Source organism: bacterium (assembly GCA_018830565.1).
Taxonomy (GTDB): Bacteria; UBA9089; JAHJRX01; order JAHJRX01; family JAHJRX01; genus JAHJRX01.
This window is the reverse complement of sequence record JAHJRX010000079.1, coordinates 23,870-46,141: the sequence shown is the minus strand read 5'-3', so window position 1 is coordinate 46,141 and position 22,272 is coordinate 23,870. Positions and strand designations below refer to the sequence as shown.

23 protein-coding genes and 1 pseudogene are annotated in these 22,272 nt (G+C 34.8%); 3 read left to right on the top strand and 21 right to left on the bottom strand.

The annotated features are described in order from the left end of the window. The 3 genes from KJ849_07705 to KJ849_07695 all read left to right on the top strand — a co-directional run bounded on the left by KJ849_07705 (window position 1) and on the right by KJ849_07695 (window position 2,684). Window positions 1-1,710 carry a glycosyltransferase family 39 protein gene (locus KJ849_07705; GenBank protein ID MBU2600441.1) on the top strand — a complete coding sequence of 570 codons (1,710 nt, stop codon included), beginning with the start codon at window positions 1-3 and terminating at the stop codon, window positions 1,708-1,710. 204 nt (window positions 1,711-1,914) lie between these two features. Next, the gene (locus tag KJ849_07700; GenBank protein MBU2600440.1) at window positions 1,915-2,271 is read left to right on the top strand and encodes a nucleotidyltransferase domain-containing protein; all 357 of its coding nucleotides are present in this window, start codon (window positions 1,915-1,917) and stop codon (window positions 2,269-2,271) included. After that, a complete protein-coding gene (locus tag KJ849_07695) occupies window positions 2,268-2,684 on the top strand; it encodes a HEPN domain-containing protein (GenBank protein MBU2600439.1) in 417 nt (138 codons plus the stop codon). The genes KJ849_07700 and KJ849_07695 overlap by 4 nt, the downstream gene beginning before the upstream one ends. Here the strand turns inward: KJ849_07695 and KJ849_07690 are convergent. The 21 genes and pseudogenes from KJ849_07690 to KJ849_07590 all read right to left on the bottom strand — a co-directional run bounded on the left by KJ849_07690 (window position 2,673) and on the right by KJ849_07590 (window position 22,261). After that, window positions 2,673-2,947: pseudogene (locus KJ849_07690) on the bottom strand (phage antirepressor protein). The gene KJ849_07695 and the pseudogene KJ849_07690 overlap by 12 nt on opposite strands. 164 nt (window positions 2,948-3,111) lie before the next feature. Continuing rightward, window positions 3,112-3,654 carry a GHKL domain-containing protein gene (locus KJ849_07685; protein ID MBU2600438.1) on the bottom strand — a complete coding sequence of 181 codons (543 nt, stop codon included), beginning with the start codon at window positions 3,652-3,654 and terminating at the stop codon, window positions 3,112-3,114. 247 nt (window positions 3,655-3,901) lie between these two features. Continuing rightward, window positions 3,902-4,303: a HEPN domain-containing protein gene (locus KJ849_07680; GenBank protein ID MBU2600437.1), complete on the bottom strand. Its 402-nt coding sequence runs from the start codon at window positions 4,301-4,303 to the stop codon at window positions 3,902-3,904. Then, entirely contained in the window at window positions 4,293-4,601 is a 309-nt protein-coding gene (locus KJ849_07675; protein MBU2600436.1) for a nucleotidyltransferase domain-containing protein, read from the bottom strand. The genes KJ849_07680 and KJ849_07675 overlap by 11 nt, the downstream gene beginning before the upstream one ends. Next, window positions 4,602-6,242: a PAS domain S-box protein gene (locus tag KJ849_07670; protein MBU2600435.1), complete on the bottom strand. Its 1,641-nt coding sequence runs from the start codon at window positions 6,240-6,242 to the stop codon at window positions 4,602-4,604. A gap of 438 nt (window positions 6,243-6,680) precedes the next feature. Beyond that, complete coding sequence (locus KJ849_07665; protein ID MBU2600434.1) at window positions 6,681-7,118, bottom strand: endonuclease domain-containing protein; 438 nt, start codon at window positions 7,116-7,118, stop codon at window positions 6,681-6,683. 172 nt (window positions 7,119-7,290) lie between these two features. Next, entirely contained in the window at window positions 7,291-7,917 is a 627-nt protein-coding gene (locus KJ849_07660) for an FIST C-terminal domain-containing protein (GenBank protein ID MBU2600433.1), read from the bottom strand. Next, the gene (locus KJ849_07655) at window positions 7,818-8,408 is read right to left on the bottom strand and encodes a hypothetical protein (protein ID MBU2600432.1); all 591 of its coding nucleotides are present in this window, start codon (window positions 8,406-8,408) and stop codon (window positions 7,818-7,820) included. Before KJ849_07655 ends, KJ849_07660 begins: the two co-directional genes overlap by 100 nt. 189 nt (window positions 8,409-8,597) lie before the next feature. After that, window positions 8,598-8,780, bottom strand: coding sequence for a type II toxin-antitoxin system HicB family antitoxin (locus KJ849_07650; protein MBU2600431.1), 183 nt, complete (start codon window positions 8,778-8,780; stop codon window positions 8,598-8,600). A gap of 17 nt (window positions 8,781-8,797) precedes the next feature. Beyond that, window positions 8,798-8,992 (bottom strand): hypothetical protein, encoded by a 195-nt coding sequence (locus tag KJ849_07645; GenBank protein MBU2600430.1) that lies wholly within the window; start codon window positions 8,990-8,992, stop codon window positions 8,798-8,800. After that, complete coding sequence (locus KJ849_07640) at window positions 8,985-9,515, bottom strand: response regulator (protein ID MBU2600429.1); 531 nt, start codon at window positions 9,513-9,515, stop codon at window positions 8,985-8,987. Before KJ849_07640 ends, KJ849_07645 begins: the two co-directional genes overlap by 8 nt. Before the next feature lie 28 nt (window positions 9,516-9,543). After that, the gene (locus KJ849_07635) at window positions 9,544-10,368 is read right to left on the bottom strand and encodes an energy transducer TonB (protein ID MBU2600428.1); all 825 of its coding nucleotides are present in this window, start codon (window positions 10,366-10,368) and stop codon (window positions 9,544-9,546) included. A gap of 30 nt (window positions 10,369-10,398) precedes the next feature. After that, window positions 10,399-10,815 carry a biopolymer transporter ExbD gene (locus KJ849_07630; protein ID MBU2600427.1) on the bottom strand — a complete coding sequence of 139 codons (417 nt, stop codon included), beginning with the start codon at window positions 10,813-10,815 and terminating at the stop codon, window positions 10,399-10,401. Beyond that, window positions 10,812-11,441, bottom strand: coding sequence for a MotA/TolQ/ExbB proton channel family protein (locus tag KJ849_07625; GenBank protein MBU2600426.1), 630 nt, complete (start codon window positions 11,439-11,441; stop codon window positions 10,812-10,814). The genes KJ849_07630 and KJ849_07625 overlap by 4 nt, the downstream gene beginning before the upstream one ends. Window positions 11,442-11,471: 30 nt before the next feature. Further along, window positions 11,472-12,896 (bottom strand): lysine--tRNA ligase, encoded by a 1,425-nt coding sequence (gene lysS / locus KJ849_07620; protein ID MBU2600425.1) that lies wholly within the window; start codon window positions 12,894-12,896, stop codon window positions 11,472-11,474. Between the two features lie 19 nt (window positions 12,897-12,915). Then, entirely contained in the window at window positions 12,916-14,295 is a 1,380-nt protein-coding gene (gene rpoN, locus KJ849_07615; GenBank protein ID MBU2600424.1) for an RNA polymerase factor sigma-54, read from the bottom strand. A gap of 301 nt (window positions 14,296-14,596) precedes the next feature. After that, the gene (locus tag KJ849_07610) at window positions 14,597-16,609 is read right to left on the bottom strand and encodes a hypothetical protein (GenBank protein MBU2600423.1); all 2,013 of its coding nucleotides are present in this window, start codon (window positions 16,607-16,609) and stop codon (window positions 14,597-14,599) included. Window positions 16,610-16,613: 4 nt separating this feature from the next. Then, window positions 16,614-18,419 (bottom strand): translation elongation factor 4, encoded by a 1,806-nt coding sequence (lepA, locus tag KJ849_07605; protein MBU2600422.1) that lies wholly within the window; start codon window positions 18,417-18,419, stop codon window positions 16,614-16,616. Between the two features lie 2 nt (window positions 18,420-18,421). Next, window positions 18,422-20,335: a diguanylate cyclase gene (locus KJ849_07600; protein MBU2600421.1), complete on the bottom strand. Its 1,914-nt coding sequence runs from the start codon at window positions 20,333-20,335 to the stop codon at window positions 18,422-18,424. Window positions 20,336-20,430: 95 nt separating this feature from the next. Next, window positions 20,431-20,808: a response regulator gene (locus tag KJ849_07595; protein ID MBU2600420.1), complete on the bottom strand. Its 378-nt coding sequence runs from the start codon at window positions 20,806-20,808 to the stop codon at window positions 20,431-20,433. A 28-nt stretch (window positions 20,809-20,836) separates the two neighbouring features. After that, complete coding sequence (locus KJ849_07590; GenBank protein ID MBU2600419.1) at window positions 20,837-22,261, bottom strand: HAMP domain-containing histidine kinase; 1,425 nt, start codon at window positions 22,259-22,261, stop codon at window positions 20,837-20,839. Window positions 22,262-22,272 lie beyond the last annotated feature (11 nt).

Here is a 22,272-nt window from a genome sequence, read left to right as displayed (position 1 = left end):
ATGAATAAAAATATCTTATCTATAATCTTAATAGGTGTCATCTACTTTACCTTAACTTTTTCTTTTTCTTCCCATCAAGTCTTCTTTAGTGGCGATAATGCCGCTAAATTTATCCAAATTCAAAACTTAATTAAGCATCATTGGGGAAAACTTCAAATTGAATATCCAGGAGAGTACTTAGATTCAGATCATAAGCATTTTCCTCTTAGATTTCCCCCTTGTTATGAAAAAGATAAAAAATTTTATCTTATCTTTCCTATAGCTTTCTCTTTTTTTTCTTCTTTTCTTTACCAGATAATAGGATCCTTTGGTCTATACATCCTTCCTCTTTTATCCTCTGTCTTGACCATCTTTTTAATTTACCAACTCTTCTGGTCTATCACCAAAGTAAACTCTTTCTTGATCATCTTAGTAGCTGGTTTCTGCACTCCTATTTTCTTTTACAGCTCTGTCTTTTGGGAACATTCTTTAGCTATGCTTCTCTCTTTCTTGGCTTTTTATCTTTTCTTTAAAGATAAAGACCAGAAGATATCTAAACTCTTTATTTCTGGGTTAATATTTGGTATTAGTCTCTGGTTTAGATTAGAAATAGTATTCTTCTTTGTAGCTACCATAGTCTCTTATTTCTTAATTGATTCTTCAAGTTATTCTAAAAAACTATTAAATATCTCTATTATTAGCTTAGGGTTAATATTAGCTACTTCTCCTCTTTTGTGTTACAATTATACTGTTTTTGGAAATCTTATTGGTGCTCATGCTTCCATTAATTGCTCCTTGTATGAAACTAAATCAGTCCTTTATTTAGTAAAGAGCAAAATCTCAGATCTTTATCATTTATTATTTGATACCGGTATCAATCGAAGTATAAATTTACTCTTTCTCTTCTTAACCTTTTTAATCCTCTCTTTCCAGGTAATTCCTAAGTTAAGAAGATTAAATAATATCATCCTTATGATGCTTATCCTGATCTTATTTGTATCTGCATATATAGCTTGTTTATGTGGCTTTTCCAGAATTATTGGTCTCTTGGTTACTTCTCCTTTTTTGATAATCATAGTTTTAAATATTCCTACCTTTTTAAAAAAACAATCTCCCGATCGATTGAATTTACTCTTTTACACTTCTCTTTTTTATATCTTCTTCTTATTTACTCCTCCTGGGTTTGGAGATAAACAATGGGGACCAAGATTTTTATTACCTCTTTATCCTTTATTAATCATCTTATCTTTATCTACTTATTACTCTTTAAATAACCTCAATCTTAAACCTACCTTAATTAAGATTACTAAAAAGATATTTATTCTTCTCTGCTTAATTAGCTTCCTTATTCAAGGTATAGGAATTTATAAAAACTTTAAAGAAGAAAATATTATCCTAAAAGAGATAAAATCTTTGAAAGATCTCAACTCTCAAATAATAATTACCGATGTTTGGTGGTTACCACAAGAATGTGCTTCTATCTTCTATGAAAAATGTTTCTTCTGGGTAAGAAATGAAGAATCTCTTCATCATCTCCTTCGTAATCTTAAAAAAAGAGGGGTAGAAAGCTTTACTTTTTCTACCTTTCTTGCTCCTACTTCTAAGGAAAACATAGCTCGCACTATTAGTGACCACTGGTATCAAATTATGACTCAGTATGGGTATGGCAGAGAAAGAGTTATCTTCACTTCTCAAAGGTTTGAAAATAGTCTTTTGGTGTATAAGAAATAATTTCCTGTGGTTAAGATAAACAAAATTTATGGTAAGGGGATGGGAAAGCGAGTGAGAAGGTTGTAAGAATCTTAATAGTAGTTATTAACAAAAACTAGACATAGGAAATAATACCGAGCAATAAAAGATAAACTCGTTGGCCATCAGATTAATTTGCTCTAGGTCAAATTTTCATTAATAAGTATCTTAAGCAGCAGGTGATAAATGGATAAATTGCAAAGTAGTTCAGAATTAAACTTATCATTAAAAAAAAATGAAAGGATAGCTCTTAGAAATTTAAAAGAGATGCTATCCCAGAAATTTAAGATTGTAGACTTTCGCCTTTTTGGTTCAAAAGCTCGAGGTGAAGATACTCCTGAATCAGATATAGATGTAATGGTTGAAGTTGAGAAGATTACTTCTGAAATAGAATCACAGATAGATGATATTGTTTTTAAGATTAATCTTGAAAAGGACACTTTTATGTCTATAATTATATTTGGTAGGGATGAGATAGAAGAAGGCCCGATGTCGGAATCACCTATTTATAAAATAATCCAGAAAGAAGGTGTTCAAATTTGACGATTGAAGACAAGCAGTTTCAACTAGCTAAATACAGATTAAAACAAGCTAAAGAAAGCATTGAGGAAGCAACTTGTTTACTCTCTGCGAAGAAAAGTTCGCGTTCAGTTATCAATCGTGCTTATTATGGAATGTTTTATGCAGTTCTCGCATTAATAATATTTGAGCCATTTACATCGTCAAAACATAGTGGAGTTTTATCTTACTTCAATAAGCGATTTATTAAAGGTAAAGTATTTTCTGAGGAGATAGGGTATTCAATAAACAAGGCTTTTGAATTAAGACAGAGAGGGGATTATCGCGAATATGCTGAACTTACCTATGAGCAAGCTGAACCATTCATAGAAAAGGCTGAGGTATTTGTGCAAAATATTAAAGAATACTTAGAAGAAAACAAATTTTTCTCTTTCTAATCTCTTCAATTTTTTATATTCGCTTGGAGTTATACCAAATCCGCGGTTAAAATTTCATAGTCTCTTTGTTCTTTTGCTCCTCGTTTTTGCCACTCATCAGTTAACTCTTCACGAATGGCAATTCCGCGCATTCTTTTTTCTATCCAGTCATCAGAATATCCCTTGAGTTTGTAAAGCATTCTTGTCCGTTTAGTTGCCAATTCAGGATTTTCAATTTCCTGCACTCGTTCATAACCAACTTTTGCCAGCCAGCGTTTAAATGGCCTCAAAGTTAAAATAAATTCCATAGTAAAGGTCAGAGATTATTCCATAGCAGCAGTAGTTATTTTTCTTTCTTTTTTTTAAAGGCATTTTACATCTTTTTCGGTTCTTTTAATGGGTAATTTTCAATTACAATTTATGAGTATTATTGCATTAAAATTTTCAACTACGGCGTAATTTCCGGAAGCTTAACCACAAAAATCGTTCCTTCCCCTACCTTGCTTTTGATCTCAATTGTGCCTTTATGTGCCTCAATGATGTGTTGACAGATGGTTAAGCCTAATCCTGTGCCTTTACCTTTTGTGGTAAAAAACGGGTCAAAGATACGACTTAACTCTTCTGTTGGTATCCCCTTACCCGTATCAGAAATACTTATTTGAACAATCTCTTCTTCCTTAATTTTTAATTTTTCACTTTTAATTTTTAATTTTCCCTTTTCCTCCATGGCTTCAGCCCCATTCTTGATGAGATTGGCGAAGACTTGTTTGAGTCGGTCAGGGTCTGCTGTTAGAAGTGGCACATCAAGGGCGAAATCCTTCTCTATTTCTATCCCGGTTAACATCTCTTGATGTAGTTCGTTAATAGAGTCCTCAATAACCTTATGGACATCAACCGGTTTCAGATTAAGCAGCGGTGGTTTTGAGAAATTCAGCAGGTCATTAATATCTGTCCGTTCTTTTACCAATTTCTCAAAGTCATTTTTATTCATAACACTCTCCTATTACTCAATGTTTAAGTTTTTTCGATTTGTACTGTTAGCCTTAAAAACGGACACCCACAAGGAGGTAGCACCTCTGGCAGAGATGTCTCTACAATTTTTGTTGATATTCCGTTGTAGGGACAGGGTTTATCCATGTCCGTAACCATATAAATCAAGAATCTTTGTGTTTTTGCGGTAAATCACCCTAATTACAAGTCAAACAGTTCAAGTATGTGGTGATTTCTAATTGCACAGATCAAAAAACTTGAACATCGAGTATAAGTTTATCTGCCCAATTATACACATCTTCTGCAAGTATTAATGCCTCCTCATATTCTTCCTCGTCAACCGGTTCTATCTCTCCAGGGTATCTTGTTCTTACTGCATAGTCTGTTAAGTCTATTGCCATTTTGACTTTGTCAGGAATCTCAATGCCTTCTTCTAAGACTAACTCTAATAGTTTTGCAATAGAATGGGTCCATGGAAATTTTTTATTGCGGGAGATGAGCAATGCCTTTATAGTCTTTTCAACTGCCTGTTGACAGTCAAAGCAAAGGTCTTCGTACAATACTTCTTCAGATGTTTTGCCCATCCTTGCCCTTGCAAGATGGCTTTTTGCTCTCTTCAACCATTCCAGAACAAATTCCTTATCTTTCATAAACCACTCTCCCAAATTTTGCAATCTCACTGTGAACAAGAAACCATTTATCCTTCAATTCCTTAAACTTCTCAGGGGTTTCGATTATGACATCCACAGCCGCTCCCACACCAAAGAGTCTCCGGTAGATTCTCTTTTCAAGCACTCTTCTGTTCTCAACACCACTCTTTAATATGCAAATATCATAGTCACTATCCTGTGTCCCTCCATCCTTCCCCCTTGAACCAAAAAGAATAATTTTATCAGGAGCTATTTCATCCACAATTCTATTAGTTATCTCTGAGAGTGTATCCTTCATTCAAATAACCTCCCTGTCAATGGCTGGCACCGGCAAATTAACCACAAACATCGTCCCCTTCCCTACCTCGCTTTTAACCTCAATCCCGCCTTTATGTGCCTCAATAATGCGTTGACAAATGGCTAAACCTAATCCTGTGCCTTTACCTTTTGTGGTAAAAAACGGGTCAAAGATATGTTTCAGGTCTTCCTTTGTTATCCCTCTACCCGTATCAGAAATGCTTACCTGAACAATCTCTTCCTCCTTAATTTTTAATTTTTCACTTTTAATTTTTAATTTTCCCTTTTCCCTCATCGCCTCAACCCCATTCTTGATGAGATTGACGAAGACTTGTTTGAGTTGGTCAGGATCTGCTGTTAGAAGTGGCACATCAAGGGCGAAATCCTTCTCTATTTCTATCACGGTTAACATCTCTTGATGTAGTTCGTTAATAGAGTCCTCAATAACCTTATGGAGATCAACCGGTTTTAACGCCATGACAGGTGGTTTTGAGAAATTCAGCAGGTCATTAATATAGGTAACTGCCCTTTGTGTGGCTTCATTCATTCGGAAAAGTGTCTTTTGAGCCGTCTCATTCTCAGGCAGAATTTTTTCTAAGTAATAAAGCCCAGCCTTAATAACGGCTAATGGATTTTTTATTTCATGGGCAGCCTCAGAGGCAATCTGAACAGCGGCGGCAAGTTTTTCTGCCTTTATAATCTTTTCCTCCATTTGTTTTTGTTCAGTAATATCTGCATCTGCACCTCGATATCCAAGAAGAATCCCCTTCTCATCCAGGATTGGCAATCCACTTGTTTTCAAGATAACTAAATTGCCATTCTTGTGGACATTGGGATTAATAAATCCTGTAAAAGTTTCTTTTCTGCCAAAAACATCAAGGGCTGCTTTTTTAAATTCTACCCTTATATTCGGAGCAAAAAAATCATAAAAATGTTTCTTTCCGACAATTTCTTCTGGTTTATAGCCCAATATTTTTTCTACGATAGGACTGGCATAAGTGTATAACCCATCTGCATTGACTTCCCATATCCATTCATCAGCACTTTCGGCTACCTGACTGAAGCGTTCCTCGCTTTCTGCCAACTTCTCGGTACGTTCTTTTACCAACTCCTCAAGGTGCTCTTGGTCTCTTAATGTCTGCTGATATGCAAGGCAACCCTCAATAGAAATAGTGAACTTGTAGATTAGTGCTTTAAGTTGATTGATTTCTTCTTCCGATATTTTTGCAAGAGAAAAAAGTTTTAACACACCTATCTCTCCTAAGGCGAATATGAGCAGTCCCCCTTCTGTAATCCCTTTTTCGCTAACAAGTAATTGGGCAAAGGTATCCTCGGCAGATGAAACGAAGAGAACATCCTTGCCTTTTAATAACGAAAAGATGGGGTGTTCAACAGAAATCCGTTTTTCCCCTACCCGAGCCAGAGGATGGGCATAAACCAGGGTAGCCCAACTTTCATCTGTTTCATCCGGCAGATACTTGTTTTTTATCCAGACAGAGACATAAGAAAGATTTTTTCGGGACATAAGGGTTTTCAGGAAGCCCTCACAATTTGCCACCAAATCTAATGACTTGCCGATAGAAAGGGATAGCTCATAGACCAATGATAGATTATCTAATATCGGTTGGTCATTTTTATTCATAACACCCTCCTTTTATAATATCTGAAGACTTCTGCAAAATAGCTGCTTGACTGCACAAATCGAAATTATTTTGATTAAATGGGTAGTAGTCGTACCCGATATCTTGTTTCTTCAACGTAATGTGTCAGTGATTGGGGGAGGGATTTCTATAGGAAGGAGATTCCACCCCCTAACCCCCGCCAGCGGGGGATATTCGGAGCCTCAACCTTCTGCCGCCAAATATCAGTACCCTATCCCTCGCTGGCGGGGGATATAATCCACTAACCTCTCTCAAGAAAGGATTTAGGGGTGTGTGAAGTTCACTCCGCTAAAACAAATTCCCCCAATCACTGACTCATTACTCTTCAACACTTATTATATCCCTCGCTGGCGGGGGTTAGTGACCTCTGCCAGGGGTGCTCTACTCCCTCAGCAGGCAATATCCCCCGCTGGCGGGGGTTAGGGGGTGGCTGTCCCCCGCTGGCGGGGGTTAGGGGGTGGAATCTCCTTCCTTCCCTGAATTTCCTCAACATTAAATTCTATTTCTCTTCTCACATTTTCAATATCATTTAATACTTCCTCATCATTAAATCGTATTACTTTAAATCCTGCATATTCCAAATCTTTTTGTTTAATTTTATCTTTTTCATTTACTTCTTCCTGTTGATGTGTTATCCCATCTACCTCAATCACTAACATTAATTCTTTACACATAAAATCAGCAATATATTTTAAAACCGGTCTTTGTCTGCGAAAGATAAATCCTTTCATATTGCCGGCTCGTAAAACAAATTTCCATAAACAAGCCTCAGCCTTTGTCATATTTTTACGCAAGGTATTTGCAAAAGGCTGTAATTCTTTTTGATAGCCAAAGTTATTTGTATTATCAGAGTTCATTCCACCCCCTACCCCCGCCAGCGGGGGATATTCAAAGCCTCTCAACCTTCTGCCGCCAAATATCAGTACCCTAATCCCCACCAGTGGATGAGATTCCACCCCCAGCTACCGCCAGCGGGGGATACTTATCATATCATCAAAGGTAATTCTTTTTCCCCCTGACCGATCATTTTTATTTATAACATCCTCCTATCACAATAGTTTTATTAAAAAACTCTAATGTTGTCTCACCGTAAGATGAGATTTCACCTAAGGTCAACATGCCTGCGGGAATACCTTGCTCACCTGTTCCAGACGCGTCTGACACCACAAGATTTTCCTTTACAGCGGCTAATTCTCTGATAAAATCCTCTCTCAGGAAAAGTGTCCTTGAGATGCAGTCAGCCACCAAAGGACAATGGATTTCTTTTCCGCAAGCCTCTTTAGCTGCCTTGCCTGCGGCTTGAATAAGGGAGTCCGGCTCACCCTTTAAGATGTTTAACAGACTATGCTCAGGCACCTCACCTACACAGATTAATTCTCCCTTCTCATTTGTCATAATCGGGTCGCGCACAATATCCTCAGCCCCTTCTTTGTATATCCCAAAGGGATACCGCATTGCCAGATCATAAAAGTTTTCTATAGATAGCTTAATCCCTGAATCAGCTTCTACTATTTCCCGGTACACGGTAAGGGCGTTTTTCCAGTTTAGTTCCATGACTACATTTTTACAGGTTTTGTTGGCGACAATGGGTCCGGCAAGTTTTTTCCAGCCATGGGCAACACCAAGTTTACATTGTGCTTTGATAAAGGTAACCACGGCGGCATCCTGGACAAATCCCTCCCGAGTAAAAAAAGGCAGGGTTGTGGTTTGAGGGTAATAGAACCTGCCCCACCACCAAAATAATGGACAGAATTGCCCAGCCGGTCAAACAGTTGGGAAAGGAATAAGGCGATATTTGAGGTCAGCCCATCTACAAGAACCATAGCCGTATATTTTTTGTTTGGGTAGCTGAAAAAATCGGGTATCTCAATCTGTTCAGTGTCAAGCCCCTTAATCAAGTACGGACCGGCTAATGCCGGCAAAACCTTAATCACCGCCCCTTGTTCATATTTCTTGTCATCGTAAATAAGACCGGGAAAGACCCCGCCAAAAAACTTTAACCCACTTTCATTCAGCCCCGAAATCATCCGGGTAACATCCGGCATATCCTTTTCGCCAAGCAGGATCAAGACGACATCTGTGTCCCTTATCTCCATACCGCAAACGATGTTAACAATCTCCTCGGCATTAGTTGTTGGAAAATACATTGTTTTTGCCTCCTTAATTCATTCGTAACTACTCAAAATCTTTTCGGAAATATTTAACCACAAAGTGCACAAAGGAAGCACAAAGGACACAAAGAATGAATGAAAATGAATTATATTGTAAATCTTTGTGAACTTTGTGAATTTTCTTTGTGAACTTTGTGGTTTATCTTTATGGTTTTTCCCCCAATTTTATGAGTAGTTACATTTTATTCCATCTTCAATAAGGGCTTCAAGATACCCGCCCATTGCCTCTTTAAGATTAGCTAAAGATTCTTCTTTTGTAGCACCTTGCGATACGCAACCCTTTAATATAGGGCAAAAAGCAACATAACCAGACTCTCTTCCATTTTCAATAATAACTGTATATCGCACCTTGATTCACCTCCTATTTACAGATTCGCCTCCTTGAGTAGCTTAGTTAATTCATCAATATCAATTGGTTTTTTGATATACGCATAAACAGATAATTGCTTTTTATCCTTGAGCATCTCAGATAAGTCGCAATCCGCCATAATAATAACCACAATATCAGGATATAATTTCTTTGCATCTTCTAATATCCTTAAGCCGTTTACTTCAGGCAAACTTATATTTAGCTAAGATACAATGATAGGACTTCTCTTTAAGTTTTGTAAGTACTTCTTTGCTGTCCCTGGCTGTGCAGGTGCGATAACCTTTTTCAGCAAGTGCCGACTGGACCTCTTCCCTTGTTTTGCTATCACCATTAGCAATTAAGATTACCTTTTTGTTTTCGCTGATAACCTCTTGTATTAATTTTATCACCTTCTGTAAATCAAATGGTTTATGGATGCAGGCATAAGCCCCTTGTTTAATTGCCTCTTCAATCAAATCCTCTACCGCAAACCCGGTCATCATCACTACCTTTACCTTCGGGTCAATCTTTTTAATCTGGATAAATGTCTCCACCCCATTTATCCCGGGCAATCTAATATCCATCAGGACAAGGTCATAATGGGTATTCTTTGTCTCCTCAATTGCCTTATACCCATCTAATACTGAGGTTACCTGATGCCCTTCAAGTTCAAGGATATCCCCTAATGTAATAGCTAAGTCCTTTTCATCATCAACAATCAATATTTTGGCCATAGTATTCCTCCTTAGTAAGATTAGGTCGTTATCTCAACAAGATTTTTAGATCAATTAACCCCCACTCTTCTTTTTCCTTTAAATAATCTGGGAGTTTTGAAAATCTCCATTTCGAAATAATTTGGGAAGCTAAAGAATCTACCCTTCTATCACCAAAAGACTCTTCTACTGAGACCTTATCTACATAACCATCGGGCAGCACCCAAAATTTAAATTTACCTCGCCAAGTAATTCCTTCTCTTTCTAACCAAGAAGGAATGGGGAAATTTTCTTGATGTAAAATTTTTCTAAGAAATACAGGGCCGCTAATCTTAGTGGTGCAAGTAATATTATTTAATAAATCTTTATCTTCTTGGATCATTAGTCTTTCCTTCTCTTTAGCCCGAGGAAAAGAAATAGGCATTTCCTCCTCTATGTCTTTGGCCATGGCCAAACCAGAATTTAATTGATACGGCAATATTTCCTTAGTGATAGAGACTTGCTTAGAAATAAAGTCTTCTTTTAAACGATTTTTAGGTTTAACCTCTTCTAACTTCTTTAAAATTAAAGGATCTTCCTCTATCATTCCTTCCTTTTTAGCTTGAAAACTCTCTAACAGTGAGGTAAGTTTTACCTCACTACTTTTGTTCTTCTCCTTAAATTTTAACATCTCTTTTCTTTCGCAAATCTCTTTGACCATGCCTTTAGCAATTACTAAATAATTATCAGGGACAAGATCTATTAAAGAGATTTCAATTACTTTAAAAGTAGAAGATCGATTATAATTTATAGGTACTCTCGACAATATTAGTCCAAAAACAAGATGAATAAACATAGAAATCATGAGAAATTTAGTAAATCTTACTTCTTTCATTAACCCTTCCTTCTTGGCTATCTTCCACCTTTAATCTTGACTCTTTACTTCCTCTGGCTGAGTAGCAATGGCTAATTTACTTAAACCTGATCTTTTTATCTGATCTAATACTCCGACTACCCTTCCATGTCGAACATCTTGATCTGCTTTGACAATGACTAACTTATTAGGATCTTCGCTAGCCAGCCTTAGCAATCTCTTATTTAATTCTTCTTCAGGGATTAACTTTTCATTAAGATAAAGAAAGTTATCCTTATCAATAGTAATATACACTTCTTCTTCCTTTGATATCTCGGTAGTTTTAGCTTTAGGTAACTTTACTTTAATTCCTGGTTGTAAAACAAAAGAGGAGGTTAACAAAAAGAAGATCAGTAGTAAAAAGACAACATCAATTAATGGAGCCATATCCAGACGAGCCTTTAAAACTAAAACTTTCCTAAACTTCATAAAAGATCTCCTGATGGTTTATCTTTATCACCAATCAAGCTTACTAACTGATAGGAGTCTTCCTCTATCTCTTTAATTACATGATTGATTCCATCTACTAAATAATGGTGAGCAGCCATAGCTGGAATAGCTACTACTAATCCAGCGGCGGTAGTAATCAAAGCTTCCCAAATCCCTCCAGCTAAAGAAGTGGCGTTAACTCTTCCTGCTAACTGCTCTACGACCATAAAAGCTCTGATCATTCCGGTCACGGTCCCTAATAATCCTAAAAGAGGAGAAATATGAGCTACGGTAGCTAAAGTATTTAACCCTTTTTCTAAGGATAAGACTAAATCTTCTGATTTATGAGCTATTACTTCTTTGAAATCTTTCTTTTTTTGTAAGATTCTCTCTAAACCTTCTTTCCAGATCAAAGCCACTATAAAATCTTCTTCCTCGCAAAAAAATTTGGCTTGTTGATAATCTTCTTTCTCTAAGATCATTCTCAAATTAGGCATAAATTCTTTGGATCTTCTTCTAAGTCTTATTAAGACATAAGCTCTTTCAATGATAATAGCCAGAGCGATAATTGAACAAATAAAGATGGGAATCATTACCACGCCACCTTTTACTAATAACTGAATCACTTTTTTCCTCCTTAAAAATAAAGTAAATATTTAATCTTCTGTAGGTCGAAGCTGGGGAAATAATATTACCTCTTTGATTGAAGAAACATCAGCTAAGATCATGACTAATCTATCAATACCAATCCCCAACCCGCCGGTAGGTGGAAGACCATATTCTAAAGCTTGCAAGAAATCTTCATCCATCTTTTCCTTTTTCTGAGCTTTAAACCTTTCCCTTTGCTCGAAAGGGTCATTTAATTCTGAATAAGCATTACCGAGTTCTTGTCCCGCCATGTATAATTCAAACCTTTCTACCCACAAAGGATCCTTCTTCTTTTTAGCTAAAGGAGAAACTACGGTAGGATAATCCATAATGAAAGTAGGGGCTATTAAATTTGGCTCGACATATTTTCCAAAGATATGGTCTAAGACTTCTCCTTCATTTTCTTCTTCTTGAAATTCTACTTGTAACTTTAAAGCCAATTCTTTCACTTTGTCCAAAGAAGTTAAATCTTCTCCAGTGTATTTCTTGACCGCCTCTAATAAGGTCATTCTTCTCCAAGGTTCCTCTAAGTTTATTGGTTGACCTTGATAGGATAACTTTAAAGAACCTAAGGTTTCTAAAGCCACAAATTTTATTAATCTCTCGGTGAGATCCATCATGCTTAAGTAATCAGCTAAAGCTTGATAAATCTCGATCATGGTAAATTCTGGATTATGTTTAATAGAGATTCCTTCATTGCGAAAACAACGATTTAATTCATAAACTTTATTAAGACCCCCTATGATTAACTTCTTTAAATATAACTCAGGAGCAATTCTTAAAAAAAGCTTCATATTTAAAGCATGGTGATAAGTTTCAAAAGGACGAGCTAGGGCACCTCCGGCAATAGGATGCATCATTGGTGTTTCTACTTCTAAAAAATCTTCTTTATTTAAAAATTCCCTTATTTTATGAATAATCTTACTTCTAAGAATAAAAACATTCGTCACTTCCTTATTGACCATTAAATCTAAGTATCTTTGACGATAACGAAGCTCAACATCCTGCAGTCCATGATACTTTTCTGGAAGTGGATGTAAGGACTTAGTTAAAAAAGTAAACTCTTCTACGGAGATAGTAATCTCTCCTTTTAAGGTTCTAAAGACTTTACCTGAAACCCCGATAAAGTCTCCTATGTCTAACTTAGTAAAAAAACGATAATTCTTTTCTCCTAAAAGATCATATTTAGCATAAACTTGAATCTCTCCTTTGGCATCTTTGATGTTAGCAAAACAAGCCTTCCCATGTTGACGAAGAAAGATAATTCTTCCTCCTATCTTGACTGTCTTTTCTTCCCCCTCTTTAAAATGTTCTTTAATCTCTTGGGAATTACTATTAACTTCATACCTGCCTCCAAAAGGATCTATTCCTTCTTCCTTTAGTCTTTCTAATTTTTCAAGACGACTTTTAATAATTTCATCGGTAACTTTCATTTCTTACTTTACTCCTTTTTTAACCTGATCTCTTTTTCCTTAAATTTGAAGGAAGGACGCCTAACTCTTCTCTATATTTAGCTATCGTGCGACGAGCCAGCTTAAAACCCTGCTCTTTAAGCTTTCCAATAATCTCTTCATCCTTTAAAGGAGCATCTTTTTCTTCTTGATCTATAATTTTCTTTAAGATCTCCTTGATCCCTACTTTAGAAACTTTCTCGCCAGAAGCATTCTCTTTTCCACCAGCAAAGAAGTATTTAAAGCTAAAAAAACCAAGTGGTGTTTGAAGATATTTATTAGCCACAGCTCGACTAACTGTACTTAAATGAACTCCCAGGGAATTAGCAATGCTTTCCATCTTTAAAGCTTTTAACTTATCTGGCCCGTCTTCTAAAAATTCCCTCTGATAGCTAAAAATAGCCTCAGCAATAGCTAAAATAGTTTGCTGACGTTGATCAATACTTCTGAGAAACCATTTAGCTTTCTTTAATCGCTCGATGAGATAAGATCTAATCTCCTTTTGAATATCTTCCTTCTTTAATAAGAAGGTGTAGTATGAACTAATCTGAAGAGGAGGCAACCAATCGTTATACAATTCTATTAGATAGCTAGAATCTTGTTTGGTAATGATGACATCTGGCACTAGATATAAAGGATTTGCTCTTCCGTAAAGCCTGGTAGGTTTGGGCTCTAAAGTCTTAATCTGGCTAATATAGTCCAGCACTCTTTCTTGAGAAATATTTAAACCCAAAGCAATCTTCTTATATTCGCCTTTCTGGATACTAAGTAGATAACTCTTGATAATCTGCTCTAAGTTTTGATCTAATATGCCTAAATAATTAGCTTGGATAAGTAAGTTTTCTTCTAAATTTCTTGCTCCTATCCCTGGAGGTTCAAAGTTCTGAATCTTCTGTAAAACCTCTTCTACCGCCTTAACTTCTTCTTTAACTATTTCGGCAATAGATTCTAAGTCACCCTCTAAATAGCCATTAGGTGTTATTCTTTCTAGAAGGAGTCTGCCAATAAGGAATTCTTTTTCACTTAAAGAGAGAAGTTGAAGTTGATGGAGTAAGTAATGGTATAAAGTATCTTCTTCTGAAGCTAACCATTCGATGCCTTGAGATTCTCTCACGATATTATCTGGATTCTTTAAAGTTCCAGATATTGCTGCCTCTTCTTCGAGATCATGGATAACCTTTTCCAAGTCCCTTTCTTTTTTTAAATCTTCTAACCTTTCCAAAGGAGATACTTCTACTTCTTCTAAAAAAGGATTCTCTAACACTTCATTCTTAATTTCCTCTATTAATTCTACATTTGAAAGTTGAAGAATCTTTAAACTTTGCTGGAGTTGAGGAATTAAGATTTGTCTTTGTTGGATATTTATATCTTGTCTTAACATTAAAACTCCTTATAAAAATAAACGTTCAGCCTTCAGTTATCTTTATTTTCTGACTACTATAGTAGTTATATGCAATCCATTAATTAAGTTGACATACCTCGTAGGGAAAATCCACCCCCTACCCCCGCCAGCGGGGGACAGCCTCGAGCTTATCCCCCGCTGGCGGGGGTAGGGGGTGGAAATACAAGTTATTTATCAGATTGCATATATTAACAAAAACCTTCCCTGGCCGTCTTGAGTCTATGGTCTAAGGACTACCGTCTTCTTTAACTACTTTTTGCCAACTTGATTTATTTGGATCTTAGTTGGTAAAAATATCTCCCCAGCCAAAACTTCCTACATTTCCACCTTGAAAAATACTCGACTGTAATCTCTTAAATTCTTTTAAGTTAATCTTATATAAAACTTTTGTCTCCCATGGCTTACTTCCATAAGTCTTATATCTTTGAATATTTAACTCTGACTCCAAGCAATGAAGATCTCTCTTTAAGATTATTTCCCCTTGTTGAAGTTCTTGTCTTTTTAAATCATACCAAATAGCTATACTTAATGGTAAATATTTAATAAAGTTGGTAGAAAACTTACTCTTAAGTTGCCAGGTAACTTCAGGCACATAGCTATTAGCCAGAGATAGATAGTAGTCTTTCTTGTTTTTTTCAAGATTACAAGTTAAAGAACCCTCAATACTCTCTATCTTCTGGTTTTTTAAACTATAATTTTTATTTAAAATAAAACTAACTTCTTTTAAGTTTAAGCCATCTCTTAATTTAATCTCTTGCTTTTTTAGGGTTAATTGAGAAATTAAATTATTATATTCCTTCTTTAAAAAGTTATATCCAAAAGTAGTATTAAAACTTATACCCTTTCTCAGGGGATGAAGATAATTTAACTTTACTTCATTTTCTTTGCTCTTCAAATCTTTTAAACTTCTTTTATAACTATATTGAGGAATAACTCTAATTTTTCCAGAATAAAAATTTATGGGCAGGGAAAGATTAGTATAATAATGAGCATTAAAATAAGGATCCTCTTGATAAACACTCTCCTGATCTTTCCAATCCCCTTCTATTCCCAAACAAGGAGAAAAAGAAAGCCACTTGCCTATCTTATATCTTCTCAAAGAGTAACTTTTAAGAAACTCTACTCTTCCTTCCCAGAAATTACGATAATATCGATCTTGATATGTTCTTCCTAATTGAGTAAAAACTTTATAGTAGTAACCACTTCTCTTAATTTCTAACTTTTTAGTATCAAAAGTGATCTCGGGCAATTTTTCTTTCTTCTTGATCATCTCGTCTTTGTCTCTATCTAAAAGATCATATCGGTCATAAGTACCTCTAAGGGTATAAGCTGGCCTGGTCCTGGTTAAGGAAATACTTGAGGTAATTTCATTTATAAAACCATCCATACTTTCCAGATAGTCTTTACTAAAAGACTTATCACTAATGTAATTAAGATTAGAGACCAAGGTCAAATCATTAGGAAAAGTTTGGTAGTAATAATTAGATAAATTCCACCTCTTTTTAATCTTTAAATCTTCTTTTCTTTCTTTGAGGTAATAAAAATTCAATCTTCCTTTACCTTGATCTTTAAAGTTATACCCATGATTAATTCCCCAACCACAACCCCTTAACTCATAATAATCCAATAACAACAAACCTGAATTTAGCTTATTTAAATAATAACCATACTTAACTGAGGTTGTCCAGCCATTTATCTGGCTATAGCCAGGCTTAACACTCAAATGAGTATGCTTGTCTTCTAAAGAAGACCACCAAAAAGGAAGATAAAATATAGGTGTCCCCCCTACCTTAAGAAAGATATGCTTAGCTAAAACTCTATCTTTAATCTTTAAATCAATACTTTCTGCTTCCATGGTATAATGAGGTTGTTCACATCGACAAGTAGTTGAGTCCCCTTCTTCAATCTCATAGTGATTTTTAGCTTTAATATGGGCTACCTTTCCTTTATAAAAAGTAGGCTGATGATAAGAAGAGATATTGATCATTTGACCTTGATAGTTATCTAGATTTAAGCTTAAAGTATCCCCAAAAACTTCCTGATCTTCATCCTTTAAGGATACTTCTTTTTCAGCAATTAATCTTTTCAGGTGTGGAAAAAACTGGACTGATTGGGCTTGCAAGGTAGTCTTTTCGTGAAGAAGTTTAACATTACCGGTAAGATTGATCACTCTTTTTTCTTCTTTACCCTCAAAACTTAACTCTTCTGCCTGTTCAATAATTACCTTTTCCTCTGCCCATAAATTTGAAGAGAAAAAAATAATAACCGCGAAAAAAATGACCAAGTAATTCATTTCTTTAAATCTTCAAGATCGCTTGAAAGGCTTCTTGAGGAATAGCTACTTTTCCTACTTGCTTCAATCTCTTTTTCCCTAATTTTTGTTTCTCTAATAGCTTTCTCTTTCTGGTAATGTCCCCTCCGTAACATTTTGCTATTACATCCTTACGAAAGGCAGGTATAGTTTCTCGGGCAATAATTTTACTACCTATCGCTGCTTGAATAGGGAGAACAAAATTCTGACGAGGAATTATCCCGCGTAGTCTTTCGACTATACTTCTTCCTGTGGTCTGGGCTTTCTCGTGAAAAACTACCAGGGAAAGAGCATCTATGACCTCGCCTAAGATTAAAATCTCTAATTTAACTAACTTGCTTTCCCGATAGCCAATATGTTCATAGTCAAAAGAAGCATAACCATGACTCAAGGATTTTAACTTATCGTAAAAATCTATAATGACTTCAGCTAAGGGTAACTCGTAAGCAAGGATTACTCTCTTGTCATCTAAGCTGACAAAAGATTTTTGCTTACCTCTTCGACTATTAAGTAAATCTATCAAAGGACCAATATGGTCAGAAGGAGTAATAATGGTGGCTAAAATATAAGGCTCTTCCATTTTTAAGACTTCACCAGGATTAGGAAATAAAGCCGGATTACTAACTTCAATGACACTATGATCTTTTTTGGTTATCTGATACAAGACATTAGGAGAAGTAAGAATTGACTCAATGTTATACTCTCTTTCTATCCTTTCTTGAATAATCTCTTTATGTAAAACTCCCAAAAACCCACACTTAAATCCAAATCCTAAAGCATTAGAAGATTCTCCTTCGTAAGTAAAAGAAGCATCATTAAGTCTTAATTTTTTAAAAGCCTCGCCTAATTTTGAATAATCAGAAGAATTTATAGGATAAAAACTACAAAAGACCATTGGTTTTTCTTTTTTATAACCCGGTAGAGATTGTAAAGCAGGATTACTCTTTAAAGTAATCGTCTCTCCCATGTTCACATCTTCTATATCCTTAATTCCAGCAAAGATATAGCCTACTTCTCCTGCTTCTAATTTCTCCTTAGGGTGTAAACCTAAAGTTAATACTCCTACTTCGGTAACTATGTAGCTTTTATGATTAGACATCAAGATAATTTGATCTCCTGTTTTAATCAAACCATTGACTACTCTAAGGTAGATTATTACTCCTTTATAAGGATCAAACCAGGAGTCAAATACCAAAGCTTGAAGAGGTTCATTTTTATTTCCTTGGGGTGGGGGAATTTTCTTAATAATAGCTTCTAATAAATCTTTAATTCCTATCCCTTCTTTAGCGCTGACTAAGATAGTTTCATCAGGATCTAAGTTTAGCGCTTTTTCAATCTGGTGTAGGGTAGAATCTAAATTAGCATTAGGTAGATCTATCTTGTTGATACAAGGAATAATCTTTTTAAATAAGGATTTAGCTAAGTTGGCGTGAGCCAAGGTTTGAGCTTCTACTCCTTGAGAAGCATCAATTAACAATATTATTCCCTCAGTAGCTACTAAGCTTCGAGAAACTTCATAAGTAAAATCAACATGACCAGGAGTATCAATTAAATTTAAGATATAAGTTTCGCCTTGACCAGCTTCAACTTGGTAAGATAGCTTTATGGGATGAGCTTTTATGGTAATTCCTCGTTCTCTCTCTAAATCCATATTGTCTAAGATTTGATCTTTTTCTACTTTTTGCTTTCCTAAAGTATTGGTATCTTCAATCAACCTATCAGCTAAAGTTGATTTACCATGATCAATGTGAGCCACAATAGCAAAATTCCGAATCTTAGAAGTAAACTTCATCTTTATTTCACCACCAAAAGAGAAACTTTTTCTTCGGTATCATCTTCTATATATTCAGTAGCTTGTGAATCAGAAAGCCAAATAGTCTCATTGATTAAAAATTTATACCTATAGCTGCCAGGAAAGAGTTTAATCTTAATCCTCCACTTCGATTCACCAATATTTTCTAAGAAATGTTTATCTTTCGACCAATTATTAAAATCACCGAGCACCACTACTTTTTTAGCTTTAATAGGTAGTTTATGAACATACTCGATAATTAAATCTTTACAAAAACAAATTTGATTCTTACCTTCCTTTTTAGCCTGGTATAAAGCTTTATCTGCTTCCTCGATTAAAACAACATTAGTTAAAGCATCATCAGGATACGTGGCTAATCCAATACTTACCGTAATCCTCTTTCCTTTTTGATTACTTTCTTTAGGAAATTTATAGCTTTCTACCTTCTTAACAATCCTTTTCCCTAAAACAATAGCTTCTTCTTTATTTGTCCAGGGCAAAATAACTCCAAATTCTTCTCCACCATATCTAGCCACAATATCGGTAACTCGAGTAGTTTCTAACAAGATTTGAGCAATTTCCCGCAAGACAATATCTCCGGTAGGATGCCCATACCGATCGTTATATTCTTTAAAATAATCAATATCAATCATAAATAATGAAACAAGATGAGAATCCACGGCTGCATTTTTTAGCTCATTAATCAAGGCTTCTTGAAAGTGTCTATGAACAGCCAACTTAGTTAATCCATCAGTAATAGATAGCTTCTCTAATTTTTCATAAAGCAGAGAATTTTCTAAAATTATCATTAAGTGATCTCGGATCAAAGTTAAAAGTCGAAGATCTTCTTTGCTAAAGGCTTTTCTTTTAAATTGCCCCAGAAAGATCAGGCCCACTACTTTATTAGCTGTCTTGATAGGTAAGAATAAAATGGAAGCAATCTCAGCATTGCTTACCTGGCTTGTTTCTACTAACATAGAATTTAAAAAGACTTCCTTGACCTTACTTTCTTTAAACTCTAATCTATCTGAAAAATTATTATACTTTTCTATAACTTGGGTCTTAATCTCTTTAAGGCATCCTTGATCTAACGAGTAGGGAGAATCTATGAATAATTCCCCCTCCTCTTCTTCATTTATTAAAAGAAAAGAAAGAATATGGTAATCAATAATTTCGTTTATTACCTTAACTACCGCAATTACCACATCCTTATGCCGAGAAGCTGGATTTACGACTTTATTAATCTTATTAATGAGCGTTAAATCATAAAGCTTCTTGTCTAAAAGCAGATTAACTTTAGAAACAACCAACTTACTGGCGGCAAGTTCTTTAGTCATATTAGATAATTCTTCTACTCTTTTCTTTGTTTCTTCATATAACTTAGAATTATCCATAGCTATGGCTACTTCGCTAGCAAAAGTCTCTAATAACCAAAGATCATCCACCACAAAAACATCTTTAGAAATCTTATTATTAATATTGATTACCCCCATAACCTTATCCTTGACAATGAGGGGAGTGCCAATAAAAGATTTATTATAATACTTTTCACTGCTCTCTTTAGCAAACCTGCTATCCTTTTCAATATCTGAGATTAATAAAGGTTTCCCATGCTTAAAGACCCAACCTGACAAACTCTCCCCAACTTTGATTCTTGTTTCCTGGATCACTTTTTTACTTAATCCTTTGGCTACCTTAATGGTAAGGCAATTAAACTCTTGATTAAATAACATTAGCGAACCAATTTCTGAATTTAAAATGAAAGTAGCTCCTTCGATAATCTTTTTAAGAAGTGATTCCAGATCTAAGGTAGAGTTAATATCTTTAATAATTTCCACAATTAAAGAAAGTCCTTTTACTTTCTTCTTTAATAATTCAACCTCAAGTGTTTCTTTAGTTAATAAACCATCACTCATCTAAACTTACCTTTCTTGATTAATAATTCTTCTAGACAGTCTAATACTTCGTTGGGTAAAGATTGATAATTCTTGTCTTCTTTTGATAATCCCACTCATCTAAACTTACCTTTCTTGATTAATAATTCTTCTATGCAATCCAATACTTCCTCAGGATTAAAAGGTTTAGTAATATATTTATCTGCACCAGCTTCCATTCCCCAAAAACGATCTCTCTTTTGACTTTTAGAAGTTAAGATGAGAACGGGTAAAGATTGATAATTCTTGTCTTCTTTCAATAACCTGCATACTTGGTAACCATTCATTTCTGGCAGATTAATATCTAAAATTACTAAGTCAGGATTTTGTTCGTAAACCATATTGACTGCTTTTATCCCATTGCAAGCCTCTAATATTTTATATTTACCTTCTAAAGTTACTTTTAAAATATCAATGATGTCTGGATCGTCTTCGACTATCAAAATCTTCTTCATAACTTTCCTCTTTAAATAAATCACCACTTTACCCTAACCTTTTAAATCTAAGACAAAATTGGCTACTTTTATTTACTTCACTCGAAACTTCAATCAGAGCTTGGTGAAGATCTAAAATTTTCTTGACGATATTTAATCCTAAACCGATACCTTTCTTATCTTTAGAAACTAATGAAGAACGAAAAAATTTATCAAAGACTTTAGGCAACTCTTCTGGCAAAATACCTAGACCAGTATTAGTAAGATAAACTTTAATCTCATCTTCCCCGCCTTTTAATTCTAACCTTATCTTTCCCTTAAAAGGAGTGTATTTAATAGCATTATCGATTAAATTAACAAATACCCTCTCTAAACTAGGTTCATCTCCTAAGATGCAATAAGAATCTTGATCTTCTTTTAATTTGAAATCAAGTTCCTTCTTCTTAAATTCCTCTTTAAAGATATCCACTGTTTCTCTAATTATTTTGCTTAAAGAAACTTTCTCTAAACTTATTTTATCTAGACCAATTTTAGGCAGTTCTAATAAATTATTGGACATATTATTCAAACTATTTACTTGTTGTTCAATCTTAGTTAATCTATTTCTTTGAGCTTGGGTAATCTTTCCTAACTTTTCACTTAATAAGATAACGGCGTAACCTTTTATGATGGTTAAAGAAGTTTTTAATTCGTGAAATAACAAGGAATTAGTCTCTGCGTCTACTTCGTCCATCTCTTTAAATTTTGAAATATCATTAAATGCTTCAATTACTCCTACGATCTCCCTTTTTTCATCTTTTAAAGTAGCTTGATTAATCATTATTGATTGAGATTTTAAACGCTCTTCTAAGCTCTGGTTATAAGTCTCAATTTCATCTTTATCTTTAGCTAAAGCTTTATTAAGGTGGTATAAATTATCGATTAAAGCATTTTTTTCTTGCAAGACCATCTCTTTTTGTTTACTCAAATACCACAATAAGAAACTTACTAGGTATAAAAATCCTACCTGAGGGATTACTTCATAATATCTTAGCTCATAATATCTTAGCCCTGGTCCCTCAAGAGAAAAAGAAGCTATCAAGAGATAGAGGATCGAAAAAAAAGTAGTTAAAAAGAAAGATCCTTTCTGGTTCCTGAGAATCCAATCTTCTATAATCAATAAAGAGCATAGATAAGGAGCAAACCCTAAGATAGACTCTTTATTTAAAAAGATAATTATGTTTAAACTTAAAATATCCAAGACTACCACGAGAAAGTTAGGAAATACCTGATCTCTCTTAGCATATAAGCTATAAGTAAGATGAAATAACACCAAAAAAGAAATCACTCCTAAAGAAAGTAATAAATAAAAACTCGGCTCTTTAATGAGAAATAAAGTAACTACCAAAGTTAAAAACAAGAGAAAGATCCATTTTATCTTAATAAAATGAACTATTTTATCCTGTAAACTTCTTTCTGTTCTTTTTCTAATCATGGTCTTTAAAT

Excerpts from the sequence above, each read along its gene's own strand:
- KJ849_07705 (MBU2600441.1), top strand. The coding sequence starts at position 1 with ATGAATAAAAATATCTTATCTATAATCTTAATAGGTGTCATCTACTTT.
- KJ849_07700 (MBU2600440.1), top strand. The coding sequence starts at position 1,915 with ATGGATAAATTGCAAAGTAGTTCAGAATTAAACTTATCATTAAAAAAA.
- KJ849_07685 (MBU2600438.1), bottom strand. The coding sequence starts at position 3,654 with ATGAATAAAAATGACTTTGAGAAATTGGTAAAAGAACGGACAGATATT.
- KJ849_07680 (MBU2600437.1), bottom strand. The coding sequence starts at position 4,303 with ATGAAAGATAAGGAATTTGTTCTGGAATGGTTGAAGAGAGCAAAAAGC.
- KJ849_07675 (MBU2600436.1), bottom strand. The coding sequence starts at position 4,601 with ATGAAGGATACACTCTCAGAGATAACTAATAGAATTGTGGATGAAATA.
- KJ849_07670 (MBU2600435.1), bottom strand. The coding sequence starts at position 6,242 with ATGAATAAAAATGACCAACCGATATTAGATAATCTATCATTGGTCTAT.
- KJ849_07665 (MBU2600434.1), bottom strand. The coding sequence starts at position 7,118 with ATGAACTCTGATAATACAAATAACTTTGGCTATCAAAAAGAATTACAG.
- KJ849_07655 (MBU2600432.1), bottom strand. The coding sequence starts at position 8,408 with ATGTATTTTCCAACAACTAATGCCGAGGAGATTGTTAACATCGTTTGC.
- KJ849_07640 (MBU2600429.1), bottom strand. The coding sequence starts at position 9,515 with ATGGCCAAAATATTGATTGTTGATGATGAAAAGGACTTAGCTATTACA.
- KJ849_07635 (MBU2600428.1), bottom strand. The coding sequence starts at position 10,368 with ATGAAAGAAGTAAGATTTACTAAATTTCTCATGATTTCTATGTTTATT.
- KJ849_07630 (MBU2600427.1), bottom strand. The coding sequence starts at position 10,815 with ATGAAGTTTAGGAAAGTTTTAGTTTTAAAGGCTCGTCTGGATATGGCT.
- lysS (MBU2600425.1), bottom strand. The coding sequence starts at position 12,896 with ATGAAAGTTACCGATGAAATTATTAAAAGTCGTCTTGAAAAATTAGAA.
- rpoN (MBU2600424.1), bottom strand. The coding sequence starts at position 14,295 with ATGTTAAGACAAGATATAAATATCCAACAAAGACAAATCTTAATTCCT.
- KJ849_07610 (MBU2600423.1), bottom strand. The coding sequence starts at position 16,609 with ATGAATTACTTGGTCATTTTTTTCGCGGTTATTATTTTTTTCTCTTCA.
- lepA (MBU2600422.1), bottom strand. The coding sequence starts at position 18,419 with ATGAAGTTTACTTCTAAGATTCGGAATTTTGCTATTGTGGCTCACATT.
- KJ849_07600 (MBU2600421.1), bottom strand. The coding sequence starts at position 20,335 with ATGAGTGATGGTTTATTAACTAAAGAAACACTTGAGGTTGAATTATTA.
- KJ849_07595 (MBU2600420.1), bottom strand. The coding sequence starts at position 20,808 with ATGAAGAAGATTTTGATAGTCGAAGACGATCCAGACATCATTGATATT.
- KJ849_07590 (MBU2600419.1), bottom strand. The coding sequence starts at position 22,261 with ATGATTAGAAAAAGAACAGAAAGAAGTTTACAGGATAAAATAGTTCAT.